The organism is Luteolibacter sp., assembly GCF_039920825.1.
Classification (GTDB): domain Bacteria; phylum Verrucomicrobiota; class Verrucomicrobiia; order Verrucomicrobiales; family Akkermansiaceae; genus Luteolibacter.
Map to the genome: position 1 here is coordinate 1 of NZ_JBDSCX010000024.1, position 23,867 is coordinate 23,867.

The following is a 23,867-nucleotide window of genomic DNA, read 5'->3' on the forward strand; positions in this document are numbered from 1 at the left end:
CGGTCAGCCACGCAATCATGCTTCACCCAACATTTCGAGGAGCGCTAGGGCGAAGGTATGGGCGACAGCTCGCGGGATAGCGAGGGATCGGGCACCGGGGAGGCCGAACAGGAGGCAGCTACCGAACGGCACAACGGTGATGCTGGGGCCGACCTCCTTGGCGCCCAAAAGGGTGACGGATTCGATTGGTGAGGCGGCGCGCTTGATCACGACAGGCATGCGGTTCCTTTGTTGTCTCAGCAGTTCGGTAGTTCGTTCGTGACCCACCCTACCACAGACGGGACGGGTGTGCAAGAGGTAGCACGACTTTTTAAAAAGTACTAGGTTTCCCAAGGGTACCCGTGCGCTGCGATGGGACAAAGTTCGGAAGTTTGTTGAATCCGCGATAGGGCGAGAAGATTTCCGAAGTTTTGAGACGTCGGCGCGGCGAGAGGGGGTTGTGTCGGACCCCATCGCCCCATCGCCCCACCCCATCGCCCCATCGCCCCATCGCCCCATCGCCCCATTCGGAGATATCCGTTAGATCGCCATCCACCGACCTCTCGCGCATCCAATTTATCGGTCAAACCGAAGGAGATCCCCAACCCTCTCTGCTCCAGCAACCGCAAAGCGGCCGATTCGCAGACTTGCCCCGGCAAACCCGGAGAGATATCGTCGGGCTCAGACAGAATACACTGTTCGGAAGGGAATTTAAGACCAGAAGCAATAACGGTATCCCCACCACGATTCCCATCAAGCCGCCTAACAATCCGTGATCACAATTTTCGCCCATACCACTAACTCCGACTGGACGAGTTTTACCTTCGCGCTCGTTGGTATTCTGATCGGAGGACTTGTCGCCCACACTTTCACCAAGGATAGGGACTCGCGGATGCAACGTATCATCCTCAAGCGTGAAGCCGACATCCGTAAGCGCGAGTTCCTTCGGCTCGTCGTCCGTGGTTGTTACCGCATTCAGAGACCCGCCACTCCTGACCACGATCCCGGAGATCCATGGATCGCCTACAACGAAGCCATCACCGAGATCAGCGCGGAGTTCGCCATGTGCGAGGGGGATTTCCCCGACGCGCCCCGCCTCCTGAGCGCCCTGCGCGCCGCAACAACCTTGGAGAAGGAGCAAGTGGAGGCCAAGGTGCGCGAGAGCGGCAAGAGTCACCGATGTATTCTTACTGGATTTCTCGCCGACATCAACGATGCCGCCTCCCCCGACAAATGAAGAATCCGAACAAGTCGAGACACAGCAACCGCCGTGAAGCTCCTCAGTTTCTTTTCCTTCGCTGCTCAACGGCGGCGGTGCGTGCTCTTTGACGTTGGGCAGAAAAAATGTTCACGAGACTCCGCAACCTCCCGCGAAAGACGAAAGCTATGATCCAAGGCTTTTCGTTTGCGATCCCGGCGGGAGTGGCCGCAATCCTCATGTTCTACGGAACATCGAAGTGGCCCAATGGTCCCATTAAGGAAGTCGAAGGCCGGTATGTGGACAAGGTTGGGAGTTCCGTTACCGAACAGTCGTATTCCGATTATTGGCACTGGGAGAACTATCTGATGATTGGGAGTGTAGCGGCATTCTTTTCGTTGTTGGTCGTAAGCTGGGTGATTGATCAACCTATCCCAATTCGTGGTGCCTCGTCGAAGAAACCATTCTGATCCAATGAAGCGAACAAGTCGAGACACAGCAACCCCTATCAGCGGCCCTGTTTACATGCTTTTCCCTAATTCCAACCTCAACCTCGTGATCGACGCTCGCTCCCGCTGATAGGGTTGCGTGCTCTTTGACGGCAGAGATATCAAACATGAAATCAGGCGTGATATTGTTCGGCGTATTCACTATTTGCGGCGTCGCGGGTTGCATAGAGAATCACCGCCCTCGTGGTTCAAGAATGGACAGAAAGCCGCCGTTTGCGTCGAAGGACTATTCTCTGACTGTTGGTGATCCAGGTCAACATTACCCTTCCTTGGTCCGAGTGAAGCGGGATGGAGTAGTTGTGTTTTCGGTTGTGGGAGAGAAGCCATTTGAGGTTGAAGCTGGGCCGGGAGAGCAGATTCCCGAGGGTGATTCGGATTTCTGTGGATTTGTTGTATCGAGTGATCCGCGGTCACAATCTGTCCACATTCGATCCTATGATCTGGGATCTCCAATAGATCAGGAGGCTGAACAAGCCAGTGGTCGTAACGGCGTACAACGCCCCTAATTCGCTTCTCTCTGGACGCTCAATCTCCCCCGTGCCGCACATCAAACGTTAGGCGAGAAATGATCCGACTCTTCCCAATCTGTCTGGCGCTCTTTTTCCTTGGTTGCTCCGGAACCGAGTGCGCCAACGAACCAATCACGGAAGTGGTATCGCCCGACGGAAGCAAGAAGATCGTCCTGTTCTCCCGGAATTGTGGCGCGACTACAGGTTTCAACACACAAGGAACGATCTTGAATCTGGGTGACGCGTTGCCGAATGAGTCCGGAAGCGCCTTCATCATCGACAGCGGATCTGCGAAGGTTTCTTGGGCAGGTGACTTCAAGATCGTCGTGACTCTTGAAGGCGGTGCCCGCGCATTCAAGAAGGAACCTTCCGACCGAGGGGTCGCCATCGAATACCAATCAAAATGAAGATGGCTAACAAGTCATGCGTGGAAACCGGCGATAACTTCTCAAATTGAATTCGAGCTTCCCGCCGCCGGGGCCACCACCCTAACGTTCGGTAAAGAAAATCATGAAACCGCCATCCTTCAAGCTGTGGATCAAGATTGGCGCACTAGTCCCGCTGCTATTCATCTGCATTTTCGTCGGTTTTGTATTCCCTGATTCGACGGTCTCCAAAGGTCTGAGTTTTGTGGCATCGGCCATATTGATTCCGCTCTGTCTGATGGGTGGTATCATGGGAGTGCTCCTCTCCATGAATCGTCTTTTTTTCAGATGTCCATTCTGCTCGGCAAAGTCTCGCGCAATCGGAGGCGGCGGACGATGCTTATGGATCGAGTGCCCGACTTGCGGCGTTATTTCCGGGACATTTTCAAGATTCCCACCACTTACCTGGCGAATTGAAAAAGAAACCGATCAAGGCGGAGACGGCGAAGCCGGGGAAGACGTCTGATTGAATTCGAGCTAGTTACCGGCGTGGCATTCCTAAAACACTCACCGCACCCGGTTCGCCGCTTTTTCCACCCATGGCTGGAACTCTGGCGGAATCGGGGCTTCGAAGCGGAGCGATTTCTTGGTGACGGGGTGGTCGAAGGCAAGCCGCCAGGCGTGGAGCATGAGGCGGCCGGTTAGTTCGGAGGTTTTGCTGGGCTTGCCGTAGATGGGATCGCCGACTAACGGGGTCCCCTTATGGTGCATGTGGACGCGGATCTGATGGGTGCGGCCGGTGTGGAGATGGCAGAGGACGAGGGCGGTGATGCTGGCGGCGTCAGTGGCCAGGATTTCGTAATCGGTGATGGCGGTTTTCCCACCGGGTGGATTGACGACGGCCATCTTCTGGCGGTTCACTGGGTGGCGGCCGATGTGAGTGAAGATGCTGTCCTTTTCCGGCTTGGGGACGCCCTGGGTGACTGCCAGATAGAGTTTCTCCATGGAGCTGCGCTCGGAGAACTGGGTGACGAGGGATTGGTGGGCGACGTCGGATTTCGCGACGACGAGGCAGCCGGAGGTATCCTTGTCGAGGCGGTGGACGATGCCGGGGCGCTCGACGCCGCCGATGCCGGAGAGTTTGCCTTTGCAATGATGGAGGAGGGCGTTGACGAGGGTGCCGTCGGGATTTCCCGGGGCGGGGTGGACGACCATGCCGGGGGCTTTGTTGAGGACGACGAGGTCATCGTCCTCGTAAATGATGTCGAGCGGGATGTCCTGCGGGGCGTTGTCGAGCGGGACGGCTTCGGGGAGGACGACGGTGATGCGGTCGCCGAGTTTCACGGCGTCGCGGGGCTTGGCGGGGTGGCCGTTGACCTGGATGAATTGCTCGCGGATGAGGGTCTGGATGCGCGAGCGCGACAGATCGGCAAGGCGGGCGGCGAGAAAGGCGTCGATGCGCTCGCCCGGACTGTCTTCGACTAGGATTTCCACGGCGGCAGTGTCTCCGGCAGAAAATGTGCCGCAAGTTTCAAGTTTTCACCCAAGCACGCCGTAGATAGCCTATGCCCATGCCGGAGCGCTCAGAGACCATCGCCTATTGCCATTCTTGCGGAAGTCCGATGAACGTCGCTGCGGTCGCTCCCTTTTCCAACGTCACCTGCCCGTCCTGCGGCAAGCACACGCGGGTGAAACGGGAATTCGGGCCCTACACGCTGGTCCGCCGTCATGCGGTGGGCGGGATGAGTATGGTTTTCGTCGCCCACGACCACACGCTCGACCGCGAGGTGGCGTTGAAAATTCTCAGCGAGGAGTATTCGTCGGATGAGCGGCGGGTCACTGCGTTCGAGGAAGAAGCGCGGATCACGGCGTCGTTCAGCCACCCGAATGTCGTTCGCGTGCTGACGACGGGGAAGGCGTTCGGGCGCTTGTATATCGCGATGGAGTTGGTGCCGGGCGGGCATTTCGAACATCAGATCCGGGAGAAGGGGAAAATTTCCGAACTGGAAATGCTGCCGCTGGCCATCGAGGTGGCGGAAGGACTCAAGGCCGCGCATGCCGCCGGATTGATCCACCGCGACATCAAGCCGGGAAACATCCTGCTCGACGCGGAGGGACATGCGAAGATCGTGGACTTCGGTCTCGCGCTCGTGACCCAAGGCGGCAAGGCGCAGGCCACGGAAATCTGGGCCACGCCCTACTACGTTCCGCCGGAAACCATCGAAGGCTATCCGGAGGATTTCCGCTCCGACATCTATGCCTTCGGCGCGACTCTCTATCATGCGCTGGCGGGACAGCCATCGTGTGGCGAGGAATCGATGGGAACCAGCGTTCTGCGGGAGGCGAAGAAAAAAGTCATCCCGCTGGGCGAGCTGGAGCCGACCCTATCAGCAGGCACTTGTGCGATTGTCGAGAAGGCGATGGCCTATTCGCCCGACAACCGGTTTTCGTCGTATGAAGAGATGATCGCGATGCTCCAGGGGGCGTTGAAACGATTGGTCACCAACGGCTCGGGAGTCACTGAAACGTCCGGCAGCGCCGCCAAACGCCGGGCGATGAAAAAGCAGACGGAGCGGATCACGCTGGCCGCCGCAGCGGTTGTTTTGTTAGGTGCGGTTTCAGGCGGAATCTGGTGGGTGACGCGCAAGGAGCCGCAACCGGAAGCGAAGACGCCGGTGGTTCATCTGCCGTCTCCCGAAGGACCGGATCCGGATACTGTTAACACTTCCGCCACCGAGATTGCAAAGAGCTACCGCGAAGCACGGGCTGCCGTCGAAGCGGGTGAATTCAGCAAGGCTGCTGAAGAATTCGTGAAGCTGCGCGAAAACCCCTCAGTGCAGGAGCCGACCCGGACATGGGCCGGAGTCGAGGCGGTGGTCGCTCATTTCCTCGATGGCGAATCCGCCAAGGCCAAGGTGGAGGCGAAAGCAACCGCCCTTCACGCGCGCTCGCTGACCGAGGATGCCACGCGGCTGAATGATTTCCTAATCAAGGTGCTGGACCAATCGCAAGGGCTGCCCGCCGTTTCCTCGAAAGAGTTGGATACTGCAACGGGTGACGCGCCGCATGTCATGGCATGGATGGTTGCGGGTTTGAAAAACTGGGAACAAGGAATGTCTAACGAAGCCAAGGCCTATTTCGGCGCTGTCGCTTCCGCCAAACTCTCTGCGGACGACTCGTGGCTCGAACTCTATCAAAAATTTGCACGGGACTATCTGGACGACGGCTCGCGACTTTCCGAAGCGGTGTTTGAAAAACTCCCTGCCGACGTGGCCGGATGTGAGTCCGCGGTGGCCGAGCTCGACAAAATTGTCGCTACCTTGAAAACCCGGGGCCGCGCCCGGTTCAACGTGCGGGCGTGGCAACTGGATCTCGCGAAACACGCGAAACTGCTAGCAGCTCCCAAGCCCGCCCCGACACCACCAGCGGCCTCCGCGTCCGAGGCATTGGATCTAACTGCGGTGATGGCGAAGCTCGGCGAATTCGCCGCCGACTGCCGGTTTTCCGATGCCGTCGCGTTTATCAAATCATTGCCTGCGGATCCGGAAGGGGCTACGCGTGCCTCGCTGCTGATGGTGGCCGAGTCTTCCGCAGTGTTTCTATCAGACCTGGAGGAGGATCTCGCGAAGCAACCGATGACCGGGGAGTTTTCTCTGAAATCAGGAGAAACCGCTCGTAAAATTTCGATCGACCCGCAGGGAGGACTCCTGATTCTGGACACCGCCGGCACCAGCCGCTCCGCAAAGTGGGGAGATTTCTCCGCCGATGCGATCATCGGACTCCACCGGATTTTCGTAGCGATCCCGAAGAGCGAGTTCGAGCGGGTAAGGCGGCATGAATGCGCGATTTCCTACGACTGGCTCGCCGGAAACCGAGAACGCGCCCTAGCGGTTGCGGGGGTTCTCTCGCAGGGAAGTCCGGAGTTCAAACAGCACTGGGAAACGGTTTCCAGCGGTCTGCCGAAGTGAGTCAGAGCGATTTCAAATAGGCGACCAGTTGATCGACCTGCTCGTCAGTTAGGGGAAGCGCCGGCATGGCGGGGGCGAATCCTTTGACCACATGAAGCTGTGGCTGTTTGATCGAGGAGCGCAGGTAGGTTTCGTCCGCCAGGATTTTCGAATCATCCGCCATGATCTGGGTGGATCCGAAAATCCCCTTCAGATCAGGAGCGATTGGCGACCCTCCGGCAAGGTGGCAGTTCGCGCAGGTCTGGCTGACAAACAGTTTGGCTCCATCACTGACTCCGGATGCCTTGGTGGTGGGATCGGGCATCGCGAGCAGGGAACCGATGAGAAAACAGGCAAGGATGAACGTCGCGAAGATCGAGGCGAGCCAGTGCTTGAAATAATACCGTGAGTTCATCAGGTGCTTCACCGCCATCAGCGCGATGAGGATGACAGCGAGGATCGGCACGTTTTGTGCGGCGCTGGTGAGTTGCGGAAAGTGCGCGCTCAACATCATGAACAGGACCGGGAAGGTCATGTAGTGATTGTGCATTGAGCGGGTTTTCGCCTGCTTGCCGTATTTCATATCATGCGGCAGTCCGGCCAGCAGCGACTTCATGAATTTTTTCTGATTCTGGATGATGTGGAAAAATACATTCGACGACATCGAGGATCCCAGCATTGCGCCGATCTGGAGAAACACCGCGCGGCCGTTGAAATATTGTTTGAAGAGGAAAGCCGCCGCGATGAGCAGGACAAGCGTCAGCGGGACTGTGATCTTCGGATGATCCTTCAGTTTGGTGTTCCAGAGGGTGTTGTAAATCAGCCACCAGCCGACGATGCCGCCCGCGCTGAGGGCGATGGCGCGCCAGCCCGTTAGGTCGGTCTTCGTCGCATCGACGAGTGCCGCTCCGCCGTGGATGTAGAATACGGAAACCAGCAGCAGCACACCACTGATCCACGTCGTATAGGACTGCCACATGAACCAGTGCAACGGCACGGGAATGGCCTGCGGGTTGATGATCCTTTTCTGCAGATGGAACACGCCGCCGCCGTGGAGCATATCGAGATGTCCGAGCAGGTCGGGCTTTTCCCCGGTTTCGTCAGGCTGGGGGGCGATCAGGTTCAGCTCCATCCACGTGAAGAGGAGCGAGTTGCCGATCCACATAATCGCGGCCAGCACGTGGACGAAACGGAATACCACACTCAGCCAGCCTGCGATTTCAGATTCCATGGGTCGTGATTGAATAGAGCACCCGGCATACCAATATGACGGGACCAAGGAGAGGCTTTCTATTTGATTTCCAGTGCCTTCACGCCCTCGTTGGTGATTTTGACTGGTTGGATCAGGCCTTTTTCATCGAAGTGCATTTCGTCGATGCAGGTTTCCCGCGAGTTGGCATCGGTCTCCGTCAACGGCCGGCGATGGTAAACCGCGAACCAGCGGTCCTTGCCCGGGATGTGGATCACCGAGTGGTGCCCGGCTCCAGTCGCGATGGCGGGATCTTGCTGGATGATTTTCGCGATCCGCGTGAACGGCCCGAACGGAGAATCCGCCATTGCATAGGCCACACTGTAGTTGGGGCCGGTCCAGCCGCCTTCGGACCACATGAAATAATACTTCCCGTTGCGGATGAACATGCACGGTCCCTCGACATAACCTTGCGGAGTGATCTCCTTGAAAACCGTGCCGTCGGCCTGCGGGACGAAGCCAGTGAGATCGGCGTTGAGCTTGGCGATGTTGCAATGCCGCCAGCCGCCGTAGATCAGATAGTGGCTGCCGTCCGCGTCTTTGAAAACGTATTGATCGATCGGTTGCGCGCCGTTGTGGAATTTATCCACTAACGGTTTTCCCAGATAGTCTTTGTAGGGGCCTTCGGGTTTGTCCGCCACGGCGATGCCGATGCCGCCTTCCTGCTGATCGTTCTGGATGTCGTTCGCTCCGAAAAACAGATAATACTTTCCGTCCTTGCGAATGATCGACGGCGCCCACATCGCGCGCTTCGCCCACTTGATTTCCTTGGTGCTGAGAATGTTCTCATGCTTCGTCCACTTCACCAGATCGGTGGAGGAGAATGCGTCAAAGTGCAGTTGCTTGTCGTAGGGCGCGGAGAACGTCGGATAGATCCAACAGGTATTTTCGAAAATGATACCTTCGGGATCGGCATACCAGCCGGGGAACACGGGATTGCTCGCGTTCGCATTCAAGCAAGTGGAGGCCATGGCAAGGGCGATGATTTGGGGAAACATTTTTTCAAATCGCATATCGCGATCTTCGGCAAATGTCGCACGGTGTAAAGTCCCGGTCAGTCGGGAAAATTCAAGCCCGCGAAAACCACGAAACCTCATCCGCGGAGAGGTGGCGGTATTTTCCTTCCGGCAGGGATTCATTCAGCACCAACGGGCCGATCTGTTCTCGGTGCAGGCTGAGCACTTGGTTTCCCACGGCATGAAACATCCGCTTCACCTGATGGTAGCGGCCTTCGTGGATCGTGAGAAGAGCCTTCCGCTCACTGAGAATTTCCAAAACCGCAGGCCGGGTGGTCAAGTCCTCATAAGCGAAATAGATTCCTGCTGCGAAAAGCGTCGCCGTTTCCGGGGAAATTGCTTCGCGCGTCGTTACCCGGTAAATCTTGGGAATTTCTTCGACGGGTTCCGTGACCCGTTTCGACCAGCGGCCGTCATTGGTCAGCAAAAGCAAGCCGGTGCTCGCCCGGTCGAGGCGGCCGGCGAGATGAAGCTCGGCACGCAACGGGTGATCGATCAGCTCGATCACCGTCGGATGAAGCGGGTCGGTCGTCGCGCTGAGATAACCCGCCGGTTTGTGAAGCATCAGATAGATGGCTTCGTGCGACTGGAGGATTTCATCATCAAGTTCGATCCAGCTGAAGCGGTCGATTTTCCGCAGGCCGTTGGTTTCGATTTCGCCATCCAGTTTCACCCGACCATCCGCTAACAAACGCACGACTTCCTTCCCGGAATGAATGCCGCGGCGGATGAGAAAACGATCGAGACGCATGGGGAAATCAATCGACGGACACTTCGTGATACTCCAGCGCCCATTCCCTCATGAAGCGGACGCGGTTCGGAGTGATCCGGTAGATGATCAGCTCGGGATTGTCGATGGAACCGAGGTAGGAGCGGAGCAGGGGATTCTTGTTCCAGATCGATTCCAGCACTTCACGATCGGTGACGATTCCGGCGGTGCCGGTGATGCGGACCTGATCGTGATTGTCCGCCAGATAACAGAGTTCGACCCTGTCGTTCGCGGCGATTTCACAGGTTTTTCCATAGGAACGGAGATTCGCGATGTGAACCGTGAAGCGTTCCGTTCCCACCGGTGACACCGGCCTCAAGCGAGGCTGTTCGCCGTCAAGGGTTGCAAGCATCGGGAACTTCGCGGAAGCCATCGTGGCGATGGCCAGATCCGCGAGTTCGGATGGATCGATGGGTTTTGGATGGGGCTTTGCCATTGCGGATAGGTGAGGAGCCTCCGAAGAGTTTAGCAAGAGACCCAAACCGTTTGCCCATTGACGGAGATTTTCTTTCTACCGGGCGAAAGGGGGCGGCCAAGATGCTCCGATATCTGGCGATAGGCTTCTTCGGAGGAAATCGAGCGCCGAGAGGATAGTATTCGTGCCATCCGCTCCTCGCTGATCAAAGGGATAACGGATAATTGTGGTGGTTGGCTCGTTTTCACTGCCAATGATCTTGCCCTTGAGACGGGCTTTTTCAAGCACTGAGCAGGGCTGACGTGCCGTCACCCGTGACCGACACTCTTATGTCTCCTCGTCTTTACCGCAGCACTGCTTGAATTTCTTGCCGGAACCACAGGGGCAGGTGGCGTTGCGGCCGGTGGTTTCGATGGAGAAACTTGGCTTCCGTTTCGGCAGGTTGAGCTTGAGCGTGGTTCCTGCCGGGGAAGGCATCGAGGACGGATCGAGATTCGCGGAACTGCCGGATACGCCGACATTGTCCTGAGTCAACGCGGCTTCACCACCGTGGAGTTGTTGCGGCGCGTTGTGAAGCTGTTGGAGGAACGCTTCGAGATTCGCGGCGGAGCGGAAGAGGTTTTGAAGGGCTTCCTGTTTGATGGAGTCCATCAAGGTGACGAAGAGGTTGTAGGCTTCGTTCTTATACTCGATGAGCGGATCCTTCTGACCTTGGGCACGGAGGCCGACGCCTTCGCGGAGAGCGTCCATGTTGTAAAGGTGCGCCTGCCATTGCTTGTCGATGGCGACGAGCACCATGCGGCGTTCTTCCTGATCGAGCACTTCCATCGGCAGATCGCCGACGCGGGTTTCGTAGACGGCCTTGACCTTGTCCACGAGCAGCGCGGAAATGGCCTCCTCATTCTGAGCGTTGAGGAAATCATCCGCAGTCACACTAACCGGCAGGGTGGCGTTCACCCAGTGCATGAGTTCGTTGTAATCGGGCTCGCGGTCATCGCGATCCGACATGTATTCGTGAACCTTGGCGGGAATCGTTTCGTCGATGATCTCATTGACGAGGTCGCGCGGGACCTCGGTAGTTAGAACCTCGTTGCGATAGCCGTAAACGACCTCGCGCTGCATGTTCATCACGTCGTCGAAATCGAGCACGCGCTTGCGGCCGGTGTAGTCGCGTTGCTCGACGCGCTTCTGGGCGGTTTCCACGGAGCGGTTGAGCCAAGAATGTTCGAGGGCTTCACCTTCCTTCATGCCGAAACGTTCCATCATCTGGGTCATGCGGTCGGCGGCGGCGAAATTCCGCATCAGGTCGTCCTCGAAGGAAATGAAGAATTGCGAACGGCCCGGGTCTCCCTGACGGGAACAACGGCCGCGGAGCTGGCGGTCGATCCGGCGGGATTGGTGGCGCTCGGTGCCGATGACGAAAAGTCCGCCAGCTTCGGGAACACCAGGGGCGAGTTTGATGTCGGTGCCGCGCCCGGCCATGTTGGTCGAAACGGTGACAGCGCCGAGCTGGCCAGCTCCGGAAACGATTTCAGCTTCCTGCGCGTGGAATTTCGCGTTGAGGACGGAGTGAGGGATTTTCGCGCGCTTGAGCATCCGGGCAAGCGTTTCCGACGATTCCACGGACGCGGTGCCGACGAGAACCGGCTGGCCCTTGGCGTGGGCTTCCTCGATTTTCGCGATGACCGCGTTGAACTTTTCGCGGCGCGTCTTGAACACCTGGTCGTTTTCATCGACGCGGATGTTAGATGTGTTGGTCGGGATCGGCAGCACGTCGAGGCGATAGATGTCGTGGAACTCGGCGGCCTCCGTTTCGGCGGTGCCGGTCATGCCCGCGAGCTTTTCATAGAGGCGGAAATAGTTCTGGATCGTGATAGTCGCAAAGGTCTGGGTTTCCTTTTCGATGGAAACGTTTTCCTTGGCTTCGACCGCCTGATGGAGTCCGTCGGACCAACGGCGGCCCGGCATTTCACGGCCGGTGTTTTCATCGACGATGATGACTTTGTCGTCCTTGACCACGTATTGGACGTCCTTTTCGAAAACGCAATACGCCTTGAGAAGCTGTGAGATGTTATGGATTTTTTCCGCTTGGGAATCCATGCGGACCTGGAGCGCGTCCTTGGCGGCGAGCTTTTGTTCCTCGTCCAGGCTGCGGTCGGTGTCGATGTCGGCATAGAGTGTGCCGAGGTCGGGAAGTGTGAAGGATTCCGGATCGCCGGGTGATAGATATTCGCGGCCCATCTCCATCAGGTCGGAGTCGTGGCCTTTTTCGTCGATGACGAAATAGAGCTCTTCCTTGAGTTCGAAGAGTTCCTTCTTCTGCGCGTCCTGGTGGAAGGAGAGTTCCGCTTTCTCCAACAGCTTGCGCATTTCCGGGTCTTCCATGAAACGCATGAGCTGGCGGTTGCGCGGCTGGCCGAGTTTCAGTTTGAAAAGCGCGCGTCCGGCGCTGGTCGGATCTCCTGCTTCGAGCAGTTGCTTGCCTTCGGCGGCGAGGTTGTTGCAGAGCTCGGTTTGCTTCTTCACCAGCAGCTCGACGAGCGGCTTGTATTTGTCGAACTGATGGGACGACTGGGTGGAAGGGCCTGAAATGATCAGCGGGGTCCGCGCTTCGTCAATGAGGATGGAGTCCACTTCGTCGATAATGGCGAGGTAGTGGCGGCGCTGGACCTGCTCGTCCTTGGTGGACGCCATGCCGTTGTCGCGGAGATAGTCGAAGCCGAACTCGGCGTTGGTGCCGTAGGTAATGTCGCAGGAATATTCGGCGCGGCGCTCCCACGGAGGCATTTGATTCTGGATACAACCGACGGTTAGGCCGAGGAAACGGAACAAGGTGCCCATCCACTCGGAGTCGCGTTTCGCGAGGTAGTCGTTGACCGTGACGACGTGGACGCCCAAGCCTGTTAGTGCGTTCAGATAGACCGGCAGGGTGGCGACCAGGGTCTTGCCTTCACCGGTTTGCATTTCCGCGATCATGCCGCGGTGAAGAGCGATGCCGCCGATGAGCTGCACATCGAAATGGATCATTTCCCAAGTCAACGGACGCTCGCTAACGAGAATCTCCTGACCACAAAGACGACGCGCTCCGTTTTTGACGACGGCATAGGCTTCGGGAAGAATCCGCTCAAGGTAGCGGGCACGGGATTTTCCGAATTCGCTTTCGATTTCATGAAACGCCGCCTTCGCCGCTTCGATGGATTCGAACGTCGCGAGGATGGTGGACGGCAGCGACGGGAATTCCGAACGCAGCGGCGCGAGACGGGCTTCGAGTGCTTCGGCGGTGGTGCGGAGTTCCGCATCGTCCATGCGTTGGATCATCGGTCTCGCCGGAGCATCGAGCACATGATAGCGGGCCAAGTGGGCCTGCCACGTCGCAGTGAATTCGAGGAGTTTCTCAACGGGCTCGCGTTGCAGAGCTTCCTCGATTTCATTGATACGGGCCACCGTCGGACGGATGCGGCGCACTTCGCGCTGGTTCTTGCTGCCGACGATTTTTTGGAGAATCCACTTGATCATATAGGAAGGGGTAGGGCGGGATCACCCGCCGGGCTGGAGGCGATACACCAGCATTCGGACGGGTGCAAGCGCTAGGAAAGGGCGTAAACGAAGGGGTCAGATCGACATCGCCTGGAACCCGCCGTCCACGATCATTTCCATGCCGGTGATGAACGATCCGGCCTTGGCGGAGGCGAGAAGAAGCGTCGCGCCGATGAGTTCGTCGGCGTTGCCGAAACGCGAGGCGGGGGTTTGGCGGAGAATGTCGAGTACTCGGGTTTCGTCGAGGACCTTGCGGTTTTGTTCGGCGGGGAAAAAGCCGGGAACGAGCGTGTTCACGCGGATGTCCCTGTCCGCCCATTCGCGGGCGAGGTTGCGGGTGAGATTGTGCACCGCAGCTTTCGACGCGGAGTAGGTGAAGACGCGGGAAAGAGGATTGAGTCCGGAAATCGAGCCGAGATTGATGATCGATGCGGGCCGGGCTTCATCGACGAAGTATTGTCCGAAAACCTGACACGCCCGGAAAACGGCGGACAGATTGGTATCGATGATTTTCTGGTATTCCTCTTCCGGGATTTCGAGAAACGGGGTGGGGGAATTCGTTCCCGCACCGTTGATCAGGATGTCCACCTGGCCGGAACGATCCAAGACGGTTTCCAGCAAAGCGTGGAGAGACTCACGCGACGTTACATCGACCGGGACGAAATAACCTTTTCCGCCGTAGGACTCGATTTCCGCAAGCCGCTTTTCGGCCTTTTCCGGGATCCGTCCGCCGAGCACGACTTCCGCTCCGGCACGGGCGAGGCCGACGGCCATCGTTCCGCAAAGTTCACCGGTCCCGCCGATGATGACAGCGGTCTTCCCGGAAAGGTCGAAGAGATCCTTGAGAAATGGAGCGGTTTGCATGGCTGGAGTTTTGTGGGATTCGCGGCTGGTGCCAAGTACGGAATCAGGCATGGAATCGCCCGAGATCAGTGTTCGGAAAAAAGAAAGCCACCGGGCCGCAGGGGCGCGATGGCTTTTAATGAGTTATCTATGTTAGATGTGGTCAGCGAGAAAGCTTCGGACCGACGTGGGTTCCCTGCCCGTGAGATCACGCACCGCGGTGGTGAGGACTTCAAGTTCTCCGTTTGCCTGCGCTGTATCGAAGGTGGCGAGCAGGCGGGCGAAAATGTCCGGTATGCCTGCCTTCTTGAGAGCATCCGTCAGGCTGGCTTCGTCAATGCCGATGGCGGCCACGGGTTTGCTGGACAGTTCGCTGATGATGGCCGCCATTTCGTTGCGATCCAGCAGCTCTGGACCGCTGATCTCGACAATTTGATCACCGGTGAAATCCGATTCTAGCGCGGCAGCGGCTGCGCGCGCGCAATCCTCACGGGTAACCAAGGCGATCTTGCCATCTGCGGCGGCGTGGAACCATTGACCAGAGGCGAGGATTTGGGGCAACGACATCAGCAGACTGTCAACGTAGAGAGTGTTGCGCAGGATGGTGTGGCTGAGTCCGGAGGCGACAATGGCCTGCTCGGTTTCGTAGTGATCCAGGAGGGCGATGGAGGCGGAATCCGGGGCCGCGCTGACGGCGGATGTGTAGAGGATGTGTTTCACCCCGGCTGCCTTTGCAGCCTTGATGGCGGCAGTGTGCTGGATGAGCCGGCGGCCGGGCTGGTCGATGGAATCCGTACTGACGATCAACAGTCGGTCCACTCCTTCAAAGGCGGTGGCGAGTGTTTCCGGGCGATTGAAATCAACGGCCCTTGCTTCCGCTCCTTTCGCGACGAGATCCGCGAGTTTTTCCGGATCGCGGGATCCGGCGATGATGCGGCCTTTTCCAGAGGAGATGAGGAATTCGACGGTCAAGTGGCCGAGTTGGCCGGAGGCTCCGGTGACAAGTAGGGTGGGGCGAGTGCTCATGATGGTGTTGTGGTTTGACGGGATGGACCGAACCCGGTAACTTTTTCGGGGTCGGTTACTAAAAGATACCGAGTCTGGAGATTTCCCACAAGAGGGGTCTTTTTTGTCATTGGGTTACGTCGGAGTAACCGTCCCGCAATCCAACCTATTGCCTCCATGCAACTGAACTTTCCACCTGTCGAAAAAGGCAGCGATCACGCTCTTGAATGCCCCGTCCGTGATGTGTTGGATCGCATCGGCGATCGCTGGAGCCTGTTGGTTCTGGCGACGCTTTCCCGCGGCACGATGCGGTTCACCGTCCTGAAGCGGGCGGTGGGCGATATTTCACAGCGCATGCTCGCGCAAACCCTGCGGACCTTGGAACAGGACGGCCTGATCACCCGCAAGGTCTATCCGAGTATCCCGCCCAAGGTGGAATACACGCTCACCGGGCTGGGCGAGTCGTTATTGGAAATTCTCGTCCCGCTCTTTCATTGGGCGGAGAAGCACCATGGTGAGGTGAAAACGGCGAGAGCAGCCTATGTCCCGCCGGAGTCGTCCCTGTGAACCGCTCCGAAAATGGGGTTTGTCCGGACGGTGAATGACAGGCAAAAAAGCTGCGTGCTGCTCGCTGAAAACATCCCTTGGTTTGCCGCGGCCTCGCGCCGCAAGCGCTGGCTGGTCGGTGTCTCGGGCGGGGCGGACTCGGTGGCGCTGCTGCATTTGTTGGTTGGGGCGGGTTTCAAGGATGTCGTGGTTTGCCACCTTGACCACGGCCTGCGCGGGCGTGCATCGACGGAAGATGCGAAATTCGTCGGCCGTCTGGCGAAAAATCTGGGACTCGAATTTGAAACGGCACGGATCGACGTCACGGCGCAGATGAATTCCGACGGCGAATCGATGGAGACCGCGGCGAGAAACGCACGGCACGAATTTTTCGGGAATTGCGCGAAAAAACATCGTTGCTCGCGGATCCTTCTCGCGCATCACGCGGACGATCAGGCTGAAACGGTTTTATGGAATCTCCTGCGTGGTTCCCACGGCCTCAGGGGTATGAAAGCGGAGCAAACACTGACGACGAAATCCGGTGTCGCGCTGCAACTGATCCGGCCGCTGTTAGGGGTGCGCCGGGAACAACTGACGGAATGGTTGGTGGCGAACGGCCATCGCTGGCGTGAGGATGCGAGCAATGCCATGCCCGTTGCCGTTAGGAACCGCCTTCGAAATGAAGTTCTGCCGCTTCTGGCGGAAATCTCAAACCGTGATGCAGCTTTTTCCCTTATTCGGGGAGCTGCCGAAACCGAAGAACTCGACCAGCTGGAATCCTGGGCGCTCGATCAGGTGAAAGTCCTCGATCCGCAAGGACGTCTGCATCTGCCGGTCCTCCGATCACTGCCGATCGCACTGCAGCGAGCCGCGCTGCGGAAATTTCTGCAAGGCCACGGCATTCCGTCACCTTCGCGAGATTTATTAGATCGGGGGCTTGGCCTGCTGGACACCGGTGGTCCCGCCGTGCTGAATCTCCCCGGTGGAAAATGGCTCAAGCGGCGCGAGGGTCGATTGTTCTTCGGGAGTTAGGTTATGATTGCCGCCGCCCCACCAGATTTGTTCGAAATCATTCGGCGGTTTCTCCGCCTGTCGGATCAGCCCGTCCGCGAGCACGGCGTTCCATGGATTCATTTTTCCGCCCATCGACTCGATGACCTGGGCCGTCCAGATATTGCAAATCCGCGGGATAAAATACACATGCCGGGACTCCAGTAGAACGCCACCACCCCAGCTTGACGTGCCGCAGACGATCGGCCTGCCATCGGAACCTTGTTTGCTGCAATTGTTCAGGAACGCTGCGACATCCCTGCCTCTTCCACGGGCGACGAGCTTCCGCCAGATCCGCTGATAGGGACAGACTTCGGTGACGTTCCAATTCGCCGGGATGAGCTCCATCACCGAGGGCGATGGCGTGAAGAGCGCCATGAAAAATTTCCCCGGCGAGTGCAGGCCTTTTTCCACGTAGGCTGTCCGATTGCCCCAGCTCAGGGTGACGTATTTGGGATTTCCAAATCCCTTCGGAGGAATAAAGCCGGACTCGATCAGCCAGTCGTACGGGAACACCATCCCGGTGTGCAGCTTGTCGGAAATCAACCAGACCAGCACATCCGGGTTCTTCCTGCCCTTGTCCGGAACGAAATCCGGATCCCGCGCCGCTGCCTGATAGGACGGCTTGGGAACGTCGGGCAGCCGGATGCCGCACGACCCTAACGAGACCATCGTCAGGATGGCCAGGGCCAGCTTTCCAATGCGACCGGCGCTCGGCATCAGGCGGGAAGGAACGAGCAGATGTATTCGCAAATGCCGTCGATCACCTTGATCGTGAATCCGCTGTTACCGGCGACGTCGAAGGCGGTGCCTGCCTCGATCGTGATGACCTCGGTGGTACCGTCCAGAATCACCTCGCAGGCGCCGGCAATGATTTCCATCCGCTCCGGAGCGGCAGTGCCGAAATGAAATTTTCCGGGATAAATCAGTCCGAGGGTTTTCTTGGTGCCGTCCGCGAAATGTACGGTGTGGGAAACGACGCGGCCGTCGAAATAGACATTGGCTTTGGCATCGACGGTGACATTGGAGAACGAAGACATGGTGATATCGGTATAAGTTAGAAGTTATTCAGTGGGCAGGCCGGCTTCCTTCCACGACTCCCAGCCGCCTGTCAGCGTGGAAGAGGAGTAGCCGTTGTCCGCCAGATGGATTGCGACGGTGCGGGCGTCAGGGCAGAGGAGATTCGTGCAGTAAACGACGATCGGTGTTTTCGAGGCGATGGAGGCCTTGATTTCGGATTCACGCTTGGCGATTTCCGCATCGCAACCGGATTTCGGCATGCTGATGGCCCCGGGAATGTGTCCCAGATGATAGAAAAACGCCGGACGGGCGTCGTACAGCAGGACCTTGCCGGATTGCTGGAGCGTGAAGAAATCCGGGATGGAAATCGACGTGATCTTGCCCCGGCCGTTCATCCGCACGGATTTGTGCGGAGCGGCGGGAGTTTCCTTCGCCGCAACCGGCGGTTTCGCCGGAGCCTCATGCGCGGATGGGGCACATGAGGAAGTTCCGATCAGCATCGCCAAGGCGGAAAGCCTGAAGCTGGTCGAAGTCATTTGCCGATTTTGATCAACTCGATGTCGAAAACGAGGAGTCCGCCGGGACGGCCACCACCGGGATTCTCACCGTAGGCGATCTCCGCAGGGATCCAGAAGCGGCGCTTTTCGCCTTCCACCATGAGTTGGACACCTTCGGTCCAGCCCTTGATCACGCCATCGAGTGGGAAGCTGGTGGGCTCCCCGCGTTTGACGGAGCTATCGAAAAGTTTTCCATCGGTGGTCCAGCCAGAGTAGTGGACCGTGACGGTATCCGTGGCCTTCGGATGAGCGCTGCCAGTTCCCTTTGTGAGAACTTTGGAGGCGAGGCCGGACGCGGTTTTTTCCGCATCGGCAGGAGCCGCAGCCACATCGGAGGGAGTGGCGGGAGCCGGGATGCCTTCCTTGATGGAAACCAATTCCGCTTCCACGACCAAGCCGCCTGCGGGGACACCTTCCGGCGGATGCTCGCCGAATGCCAGTTTCGTGGGAATCCACATTTGGCGCTTCTCTCCGGTCACCATCAGCTTGATGCCTTCGGCGAGGCCGCCGATACGGAGGGAATCCAAAGGAATGTCTGCGGGGCCGCCGCCCTGCTGGGCTGTGCTTTGAAGAAGTTGGCCCTCGGTGCTCCAGAGCGAGAGATTGAGTTTCACGGTGTCGCTGTCCTTCGGATGCGCGCTGCCGGTTCCTTTCGTGAGTGTCTTCGAGGTGAGGCCGGAAGCTGATTTTTCAGCGTCCGCAGGAGCGGCGGCGAGATCTGCGGGTGGGGTGGGGGGCTTGGGAGCCTGTTTGATGGAAATCAATTCGACATCGAAAACGAGGAGTCCGCCGGGACGACCGCCGCCGGGATTTTCGCCGTAGCCGAGCTCCGCAGGGATCCAGAAGCGGCGCTTTTCGCCCTCGACCATGAGTTGGAGGCCCTCGGTCCAGCCTTTGATCACGCCGTTGAGCGGGAAACTGGTCGGCTGGCCGCGCTGCACGGAGCTGTCGAACAATTTTCCATCGGTGGTCCAGCCGGAGTAATGCACGGTGACGGTGTCGGCTGCTGCCGGATGCTTGTCGCCTTTGCCCGCTTGCAGGACTTTGGAGGCAAGGCCGGATGCGGTTTTGGCTGCATCGGCGGGGGCGGCGGCGACGTCGGATGGTGTTTCAGGCATGGCGTTTTCTGCGCGGGCGGGGACTGAGATTGCAAGTGCCAGTCCGGCCGCGGTTGGGATGATGGCTCGCAAGGATTTCGTGACGAAATTCATGGGCGGAAACTTTACGGAAGCAGCCAACCTGTCAACTCCGGGAATTGCTGCCGTAATTCATCCCGTGCCTCGGGCGGACTTCCAACACGGAAGACTCATGGCAATAGGGGCAGGTGAACGATCCTTTGAACAACACCGCCACCGCCACCCGGAAACGATGACTTCCCAGCAAGGTCTTGGCATTCCGGTGTTTGGAGCACCCCTTCGAGGCCAATACCGGCGTCATGCACAACGGACAAAGCGCGCGGGTCGCCACGATGCATTGGACGATGATGCTGAAAATCGTCACCGCCCCCATCGACAACGCGACATTTATCATATGATGGTCGTTCTTCAGGAGCGAGATCGCCAGCAGGATCACCGTTGCCACCGGCAACACATACCTCAGGCATAACAGAAACGCGGCGAATCTGAGGCGCCGGATGACGGATTTTGAGTGGAATCGATGCATTCTCGCGGGATAAATACAATCGGTTAGCAGGGTTCTATCACAACAGGATTAATTATTCAATCAGATATAACCCTATAAGCGTATAAGTCAAAAACGCAAGAAGAGCCCGGGCCTGAAAAATTTGCAGACAGTCTCGAAATGAAAAGTCCCGCCGACCCTCCGGCTGGGAATTAGAACAGCGATCCTTGGCAATCGTCGCGGCACAATTTCCGCGACGGCCCTGCCAGCAGCGTGTCGATCCGGACCAGCAGGTCCAGCGAAGGCTCCTCGCCGCCTTCCAGCACGGTTCTCAGACGCGATCTCCATTCCTCCACCGTGCCACCCTCCGTAGCGGATAGAGCGGCGGCGGTCTGCGTCAAACGCCCGCTCACCGCAAATTGCCGGCCGGTCCGGCGCAGCCAGGCATCGAAATAAGGCCGGTCTGTTTTCGGATGAAACACGCCAAAGCCATGCATGAAAAGGGCTTCAGGGTCAAGACCGCAGTCATTTGCGGCTTCGGCCTTTTTTTCCGGCGGGATACTTGACCGCCTTCATCGGCGGGGCCGGAGTGTTGTTTTTCAACGCGCTGATCTGATCTCGCAAATGGGCTGCTCGCTCGAATTCCAACCGCGACGATGCCTCCCGCATCTCCTCCTCTAACTCGGAAATCACCCGCAGCTTGTCGTAAGTCGTCTCATCCTCGGCGACGAGCGAGCTGTTGAGTTTATCCGCGTGTTGCCGGGCGTTTTCGTGGGTGTGCAAACTGTGCTGCAGCGCTCGTTTCACGCTCTGCGGCGTGATCCCGTGCTCCTCGTTGTGCGCCTGCTGTCGGCTGCGGCGGTATTCCGTGACATCGATGAGTGCCTGGATGGAATCAGTGACCTTGTCACAGAAAAGCACGCACTCCCCGCCGATGTGGCGTGCGGCGCGGCCGGCGGTTTGGATCATCGACGTCTCGTTGCGGAGAAATCCCTCCTTATCCGCGTCGAGGATGCAGACCAGCGAAACCTCCGGCAGATCGAGGCCTTCCCGCAGCAGGTTGATTCCTATCAGAATGTCAAAAGTCGCCGCACGGAGCTGGCGCAGGATTTCCACGCGCTCCACCGCGTCGATGTCCGAGTGCAGGTAGCGGCACTTCAGTCCGGTCCCTAGCAGATACTCGCTCAGGTCCTCGGCCGTCTTCTTGGTGAGTGTGGTCACCAGCACCCGCTCGTGCCGTTCCACCCGTTGGCGGCACAGTTCGATCGTCTCGTCGATCTGCCCTTTCAGTGGCCGCAGGATCAACACCGGATCAAGCAATCCGGTCGGCCGGATGATCTGCTCCACGACCAACGGCGTGCCGCGCTTCGACGGATCGAATTTTTCCACCGGCTCGTCGTTGCCACTGGGTTTCACGCGGAGTTTTTTGAGGTCGAATAAATTGAGCCCGCCTTCTTCGCGGCTCGATTTTACCGGAATGTAGTTCTTGTTCTCCGGCCGCGAATTCACGATCTCGAATGGCCCCGGCGTCGCAGAAACATAGACCCGCTGTCCCGTCATCTGCATGAACTCCTCGAAGCGCAACGGCCGGTTGTCCAGCGCGCTCGGCAGGCGGAATCCGTGATCCACCAGCACCGTCTTGCGGCTCTTGTCGCCCTCATACATCCCGCCCACCTGAGGGATCGTCGCGTGGCTCTCGTCCACTAACAGCAGGAAATCCCGCGGAAAGAAATCCAGCAGCGTGTAAGGCCTAGCACCCGGCTCCCGCCCCGTAATGTGGCGCGAGTAGTTCTCGATGCCCTGGCAGAATCCCATCTCCGCCATCATTTCTAAATCATAGTCCGTCCGCATCCGCAGCCGCTGCGCTTCGATCAGCTTGCCCTCCTTCTCAAACTTAGTCACCTGCTCCTTCGCCTCCTCGCGGATGGATACCATCGCGCGCTTCATTTTGTCGCCTGGCGTGACGAACTGCTTCGCCGGGAAAAACGTGTGGTTCTCCAGCCGGTCGATCGTGTGGCCGGTTAGAGTGTGGATGCTCGTGATCCGCTCCACCTCGTCATCGAAGAACTCCACCCGGATTGCCGTCTCGTCGAGATACGCCGGATGAACTTCCACCACATCCCCGCGCACCCGGAATTTTCCCCGGCCGAAAGCGATGTCATTCCGCTCGAACAACATCCCGACCAGCGAATTCAAAAACTCCTCCCGAGTCAGCTTCTGCCCCACCCACGTCGGCACCATCATGTTCTGATAGTCGTCCGGCGAGCCCAAGCCGTAGATGCAGGAAACCGACGCCACCACGATCGTATCCTGCCGCGTCAGCAGCGAACCCATCGTGCTCAACCGCAGCCGCTCGATCTCGTCATTGATCGACGAATCCTTCTCGATGTAGGTATCGCTCCGCGGGATGTAGGCCTCCGGCTGATAGTAGTCGAAATAAGAAACGAAATACTCCACCGCGTTGTGCGGGAAAAAATTTTTGAACTCCGAGTAGAGCTGCGCCGCCAGCGTCTTGTTGTGCGACATGATCAGCGTCGGCTTGCCGTGGTTGCGGATCAGGTTCGCCATCGTGAACGTCTTCCCGGACCCCGTCACCCCCAGCAGCGTCTGGTGATGGTTTCCCGCGGTCAGCGATTTCGTCAGCTTCGCAATCGCCTGCGCCTGGTCACCCTCAGGCTGGTAGTCACTCTCAAGTCGGAACGGCATGCCGGATTTCATAAGCCGGATTCGCCGGACCGCGAAATTTATTTCGCCACTTCCCATGGACTGCGGTGGCAAAGCGCAGCGGCGACACCGCTTTGGATAAACCGGCTCCCCTTGTTTTCCATCGCCCCGCATCCACGCAAGAATCCAAAGCGGTGTGGCGCTATCGCTTCCCCCCGCACTCCATAAGTCCTCCCCGGCCCGCGCGGGGATCATCGCCAGATACCCGCCCGTCGACTCCCATCCGGTCCCATCCTGCTTGTCGTCAAGGAACGGGAATCCAATCGATTCTCTCCTTGCCGGACCTCATCCTGATTCCCAATATCTTCGCTGAACCATCACACTGTTAGTCATATGAACATCCCCCGATTTGTCCTCATCATTGGAGTGACGCCGTTCTTGCTCCTCGGCTGCAACCGAACCGCCCCAGCGCCGCCTGCCGGGTTCCGCTTGACGCTTCAAAACGTAGGGACCGACAAGGACGCTTGCGCCGCGCTGCTTTCGATCCGCACGGCAGCCGCAGGATCCATCTCCGTGGATGAGTCCTCGGGCCACAGTTCGGTCACGCTTCCCGACGCGGACACGAGCGGCTCGCGCGAGGGCAGCGTCGCTTTGATCGCCAGCCGCATCGAGCCCGCAGGAGGCGACGACGTCTTTATCCAGACGATGATCCGCCCGCAGATTCCGAACGGCAGTTATGCGGGTGGCTCGTCCACCTCCATCCTGCCGCGCGCCACGCAGTTGTCCGACCATTTCACTGTCACCGCCCGGAGCGGTGATTACCCATTGGACACTCCCATCGAAATCGCCCGACTCGGAGGCAAGCCCGTGACATTAACCGTTGGGAAACCGACCAAGTAAACAACCCGCGCCGGCCAAGCCATGCCTGACGCGTTGGGAGCCTGCTCAATCCATCCGCATCAAAGTTCCACCCCGCTTGTCGTGAATGAACGGGAATCCATCGATTCCCTCCTTGCCGCAGCTAACCCGGATTCCCAGTATCCCCGCTGAACCACACGCTGTCCGGCGG

General features: G+C 58.4%; 22 protein-coding genes. 7 read left to right on the forward strand and 15 right to left on the reverse strand.

What is annotated here, in order from left to right; translation table 11 throughout:
• Window positions 1-751: 751 nt before the first annotated feature.
• From ABIQ96_RS06005 to ABIQ96_RS06015, 3 genes are all read left to right on the forward strand, one after another.
• Complete coding sequence (locus tag ABIQ96_RS06005) at window positions 752-1,216, forward strand: hypothetical protein (protein ID WP_348213656.1); 465 nt, start codon at window positions 752-754, stop codon at window positions 1,214-1,216.
• Window positions 1,217-2,251: 1,035 nt separating this feature from the next.
• Entirely contained in the window at window positions 2,252-2,602 is a 351-nt protein-coding gene (locus tag ABIQ96_RS06010) for a hypothetical protein (RefSeq protein WP_348213657.1), read from the forward strand.
• 103 nt (window positions 2,603-2,705) lie between these two features.
• Window positions 2,706-3,086: a hypothetical protein gene (locus ABIQ96_RS06015; protein WP_348213658.1), complete on the forward strand. Its 381-nt coding sequence runs from the start codon at window positions 2,706-2,708 to the stop codon at window positions 3,084-3,086.
• A 41-nt stretch (window positions 3,087-3,127) separates the two neighbouring features.
• Here the strand turns inward: ABIQ96_RS06015 and ABIQ96_RS06020 are convergent, their stop codons facing one another.
• Window positions 3,128-4,054, reverse strand: a complete 927-nt coding sequence (locus ABIQ96_RS06020; RefSeq protein ID WP_348213659.1) for an RluA family pseudouridine synthase — start codon at window positions 4,052-4,054, stop codon at window positions 3,128-3,130.
• Between the two features lie 77 nt (window positions 4,055-4,131).
• On the opposite strand from ABIQ96_RS06020, the gene ABIQ96_RS06025 reads away from it, so the two are divergent.
• A complete protein-coding gene (locus ABIQ96_RS06025) occupies window positions 4,132-6,528 on the forward strand; it encodes a serine/threonine-protein kinase (RefSeq protein ID WP_348213660.1) in 2,397 nt (798 codons plus the stop codon).
• A 1-nt stretch (window position 6,529) separates the two neighbouring features.
• On the opposite strand, the gene ABIQ96_RS06030 is transcribed toward ABIQ96_RS06025, so the two are convergent.
• The 7 genes from ABIQ96_RS06030 to ABIQ96_RS06060 form a co-directional block, all read right to left on the reverse strand.
• The gene (locus ABIQ96_RS06030) at window positions 6,530-7,738 is read right to left on the reverse strand and encodes a urate hydroxylase PuuD (RefSeq protein WP_348213661.1); all 1,209 of its coding nucleotides are present in this window, start codon (window positions 7,736-7,738) and stop codon (window positions 6,530-6,532) included.
• A 59-nt stretch (window positions 7,739-7,797) separates the two neighbouring features.
• Window positions 7,798-8,754, reverse strand: coding sequence for a glycoside hydrolase family 43 protein (locus ABIQ96_RS06035; RefSeq protein WP_348213662.1), 957 nt, complete (start codon window positions 8,752-8,754; stop codon window positions 7,798-7,800).
• A gap of 70 nt (window positions 8,755-8,824) precedes the next feature.
• On the reverse strand, window positions 8,825-9,523 hold the full coding sequence (locus ABIQ96_RS06040) for a pseudouridine synthase (RefSeq protein ID WP_348213663.1): 699 nt from the start codon (window positions 9,521-9,523) through the stop codon (window positions 8,825-8,827).
• A gap of 7 nt (window positions 9,524-9,530) precedes the next feature.
• The gene (locus ABIQ96_RS06045) at window positions 9,531-9,977 is read right to left on the reverse strand and encodes a pyridoxamine 5'-phosphate oxidase family protein (RefSeq protein WP_348213664.1); all 447 of its coding nucleotides are present in this window, start codon (window positions 9,975-9,977) and stop codon (window positions 9,531-9,533) included.
• Between the two features lie 306 nt (window positions 9,978-10,283).
• Window positions 10,284-13,472 (reverse strand): preprotein translocase subunit SecA, encoded by a 3,189-nt coding sequence (gene secA, locus ABIQ96_RS06050; protein WP_348213665.1) that lies wholly within the window; start codon window positions 13,470-13,472, stop codon window positions 10,284-10,286.
• A gap of 96 nt (window positions 13,473-13,568) precedes the next feature.
• Window positions 13,569-14,357, reverse strand: coding sequence for an SDR family NAD(P)-dependent oxidoreductase (locus tag ABIQ96_RS06055; RefSeq protein WP_348213705.1), 789 nt, complete (start codon window positions 14,355-14,357; stop codon window positions 13,569-13,571).
• A 132-nt stretch (window positions 14,358-14,489) separates the two neighbouring features.
• Window positions 14,490-15,362, reverse strand: coding sequence for an SDR family oxidoreductase (locus ABIQ96_RS06060; protein ID WP_348213666.1), 873 nt, complete (start codon window positions 15,360-15,362; stop codon window positions 14,490-14,492).
• A gap of 156 nt (window positions 15,363-15,518) precedes the next feature.
• On the opposite strand from ABIQ96_RS06060, the gene ABIQ96_RS06065 reads away from it, so the two are divergent.
• Together ABIQ96_RS06065 and tilS are read left to right on the forward strand one after the other, a co-directional pair.
• Window positions 15,519-15,908, forward strand: a complete 390-nt coding sequence (locus tag ABIQ96_RS06065) for a helix-turn-helix domain-containing protein (RefSeq protein ID WP_348213667.1) — start codon at window positions 15,519-15,521, stop codon at window positions 15,906-15,908.
• A gap of 12 nt (window positions 15,909-15,920) precedes the next feature.
• Window positions 15,921-16,919, forward strand: coding sequence for a tRNA lysidine(34) synthetase TilS (tilS, locus tag ABIQ96_RS06070; protein WP_348213668.1), 999 nt, complete (start codon window positions 15,921-15,923; stop codon window positions 16,917-16,919).
• Here the strand turns inward: tilS and ABIQ96_RS06075 are convergent.
• The 7 genes from ABIQ96_RS06075 to ABIQ96_RS06105 form a co-directional block, all read right to left on the reverse strand.
• Window positions 16,812-17,657, reverse strand: coding sequence for a DUF2459 domain-containing protein (locus tag ABIQ96_RS06075; protein WP_348213669.1), 846 nt, complete (start codon window positions 17,655-17,657; stop codon window positions 16,812-16,814). The two genes, tilS and ABIQ96_RS06075, sit on opposite strands and share 108 nt — an antisense overlap.
• Window positions 17,657-17,977 carry a pyrimidine/purine nucleoside phosphorylase gene (locus tag ABIQ96_RS06080; protein WP_348213670.1) on the reverse strand — a complete coding sequence of 107 codons (321 nt, stop codon included), beginning with the start codon at window positions 17,975-17,977 and terminating at the stop codon, window positions 17,657-17,659. Before ABIQ96_RS06080 ends, ABIQ96_RS06075 begins: the two co-directional genes overlap by 1 nt.
• Before the next feature lie 24 nt (window positions 17,978-18,001).
• Window positions 18,002-18,493, reverse strand: coding sequence for a rhodanese-like domain-containing protein (locus ABIQ96_RS06085; protein WP_348213671.1), 492 nt, complete (start codon window positions 18,491-18,493; stop codon window positions 18,002-18,004).
• Complete coding sequence (locus ABIQ96_RS06090; protein ID WP_348213672.1) at window positions 18,490-19,725, reverse strand: FKBP-type peptidyl-prolyl cis-trans isomerase; 1,236 nt, start codon at window positions 19,723-19,725, stop codon at window positions 18,490-18,492. The genes ABIQ96_RS06085 and ABIQ96_RS06090 overlap by 4 nt, the downstream gene beginning before the upstream one ends.
• A gap of 31 nt (window positions 19,726-19,756) precedes the next feature.
• Complete coding sequence (locus tag ABIQ96_RS06095; RefSeq protein WP_348213673.1) at window positions 19,757-20,176, reverse strand: hypothetical protein; 420 nt, start codon at window positions 20,174-20,176, stop codon at window positions 19,757-19,759.
• A 170-nt stretch (window positions 20,177-20,346) separates the two neighbouring features.
• Window positions 20,347-20,631 carry a hypothetical protein gene (locus ABIQ96_RS06100; protein ID WP_348213674.1) on the reverse strand — a complete coding sequence of 95 codons (285 nt, stop codon included), beginning with the start codon at window positions 20,629-20,631 and terminating at the stop codon, window positions 20,347-20,349.
• Window positions 20,632-20,659: 28 nt separating this feature from the next.
• A complete protein-coding gene (locus ABIQ96_RS06105; protein ID WP_348213675.1) occupies window positions 20,660-22,840 on the reverse strand; it encodes an excinuclease ABC subunit UvrB in 2,181 nt (726 codons plus the stop codon).
• A 351-nt stretch (window positions 22,841-23,191) separates the two neighbouring features.
• Between ABIQ96_RS06105 and ABIQ96_RS06110 the strand changes: the two genes are divergently transcribed.
• The gene (locus tag ABIQ96_RS06110) at window positions 23,192-23,698 is read left to right on the forward strand and encodes a hypothetical protein (RefSeq protein ID WP_348213676.1); all 507 of its coding nucleotides are present in this window, start codon (window positions 23,192-23,194) and stop codon (window positions 23,696-23,698) included.
• Window positions 23,699-23,867 lie beyond the last annotated feature (169 nt).

What these genes read in the sequence shown, in the direction of transcription:
- ABIQ96_RS06010 (WP_348213657.1), top strand. Translation starts at nt 2,252, where the DNA reads ATGATCCGACTCTTCCCAATCTGTCTGGCGCTCTTTTTCCTTGGTTGC.
- ABIQ96_RS06015 (WP_348213658.1), top strand. Translation starts at nt 2,706, where the DNA reads ATGAAACCGCCATCCTTCAAGCTGTGGATCAAGATTGGCGCACTAGTC.
- ABIQ96_RS06025 (WP_348213660.1), top strand. Translation starts at nt 4,132, where the DNA reads ATGCCGGAGCGCTCAGAGACCATCGCCTATTGCCATTCTTGCGGAAGT.
- ABIQ96_RS06030 (WP_348213661.1), bottom strand. Translation starts at nt 7,738, where the DNA reads ATGGAATCTGAAATCGCAGGCTGGCTGAGTGTGGTATTCCGTTTCGTC.
- ABIQ96_RS06035 (WP_348213662.1), bottom strand. Translation starts at nt 8,754, where the DNA reads ATGTTTCCCCAAATCATCGCCCTTGCCATGGCCTCCACTTGCTTGAAT.
- ABIQ96_RS06040 (WP_348213663.1), bottom strand. Translation starts at nt 9,523, where the DNA reads ATGCGTCTCGATCGTTTTCTCATCCGCCGCGGCATTCATTCCGGGAAG.
- ABIQ96_RS06045 (WP_348213664.1), bottom strand. Translation starts at nt 9,977, where the DNA reads ATGGCAAAGCCCCATCCAAAACCCATCGATCCATCCGAACTCGCGGAT.
- secA (WP_348213665.1), bottom strand. Translation starts at nt 13,472, where the DNA reads ATGATCAAGTGGATTCTCCAAAAAATCGTCGGCAGCAAGAACCAGCGC.
- ABIQ96_RS06055 (WP_348213705.1), bottom strand. Translation starts at nt 14,357, where the DNA reads ATGCAAACCGCTCCATTTCTCAAGGATCTCTTCGACCTTTCCGGGAAG.
- ABIQ96_RS06060 (WP_348213666.1), bottom strand. Translation starts at nt 15,362, where the DNA reads ATGAGCACTCGCCCCACCCTACTTGTCACCGGAGCCTCCGGCCAACTC.
- ABIQ96_RS06065 (WP_348213667.1), top strand. Translation starts at nt 15,519, where the DNA reads ATGCAACTGAACTTTCCACCTGTCGAAAAAGGCAGCGATCACGCTCTT.
- tilS (WP_348213668.1), top strand. Translation starts at nt 15,921, where the DNA reads ATGGGGTTTGTCCGGACGGTGAATGACAGGCAAAAAAGCTGCGTGCTG.
- ABIQ96_RS06075 (WP_348213669.1), bottom strand. Translation starts at nt 17,657, where the DNA reads ATGCCGAGCGCCGGTCGCATTGGAAAGCTGGCCCTGGCCATCCTGACG.
- ABIQ96_RS06080 (WP_348213670.1), bottom strand. Translation starts at nt 17,977, where the DNA reads ATGTCTTCGTTCTCCAATGTCACCGTCGATGCCAAAGCCAATGTCTAT.
- ABIQ96_RS06085 (WP_348213671.1), bottom strand. Translation starts at nt 18,493, where the DNA reads ATGACTTCGACCAGCTTCAGGCTTTCCGCCTTGGCGATGCTGATCGGA.
- ABIQ96_RS06090 (WP_348213672.1), bottom strand. Translation starts at nt 19,725, where the DNA reads ATGAATTTCGTCACGAAATCCTTGCGAGCCATCATCCCAACCGCGGCC.
- ABIQ96_RS06095 (WP_348213673.1), bottom strand. Translation starts at nt 20,176, where the DNA reads ATGCATCGATTCCACTCAAAATCCGTCATCCGGCGCCTCAGATTCGCC.
- ABIQ96_RS06100 (WP_348213674.1), bottom strand. Translation starts at nt 20,631, where the DNA reads ATGCATGGCTTTGGCGTGTTTCATCCGAAAACAGACCGGCCTTATTTC.
- ABIQ96_RS06105 (WP_348213675.1), bottom strand. Translation starts at nt 22,840, where the DNA reads ATGCCGTTCCGACTTGAGAGTGACTACCAGCCTGAGGGTGACCAGGCG.
- ABIQ96_RS06110 (WP_348213676.1), top strand. Translation starts at nt 23,192, where the DNA reads ATGAACATCCCCCGATTTGTCCTCATCATTGGAGTGACGCCGTTCTTG.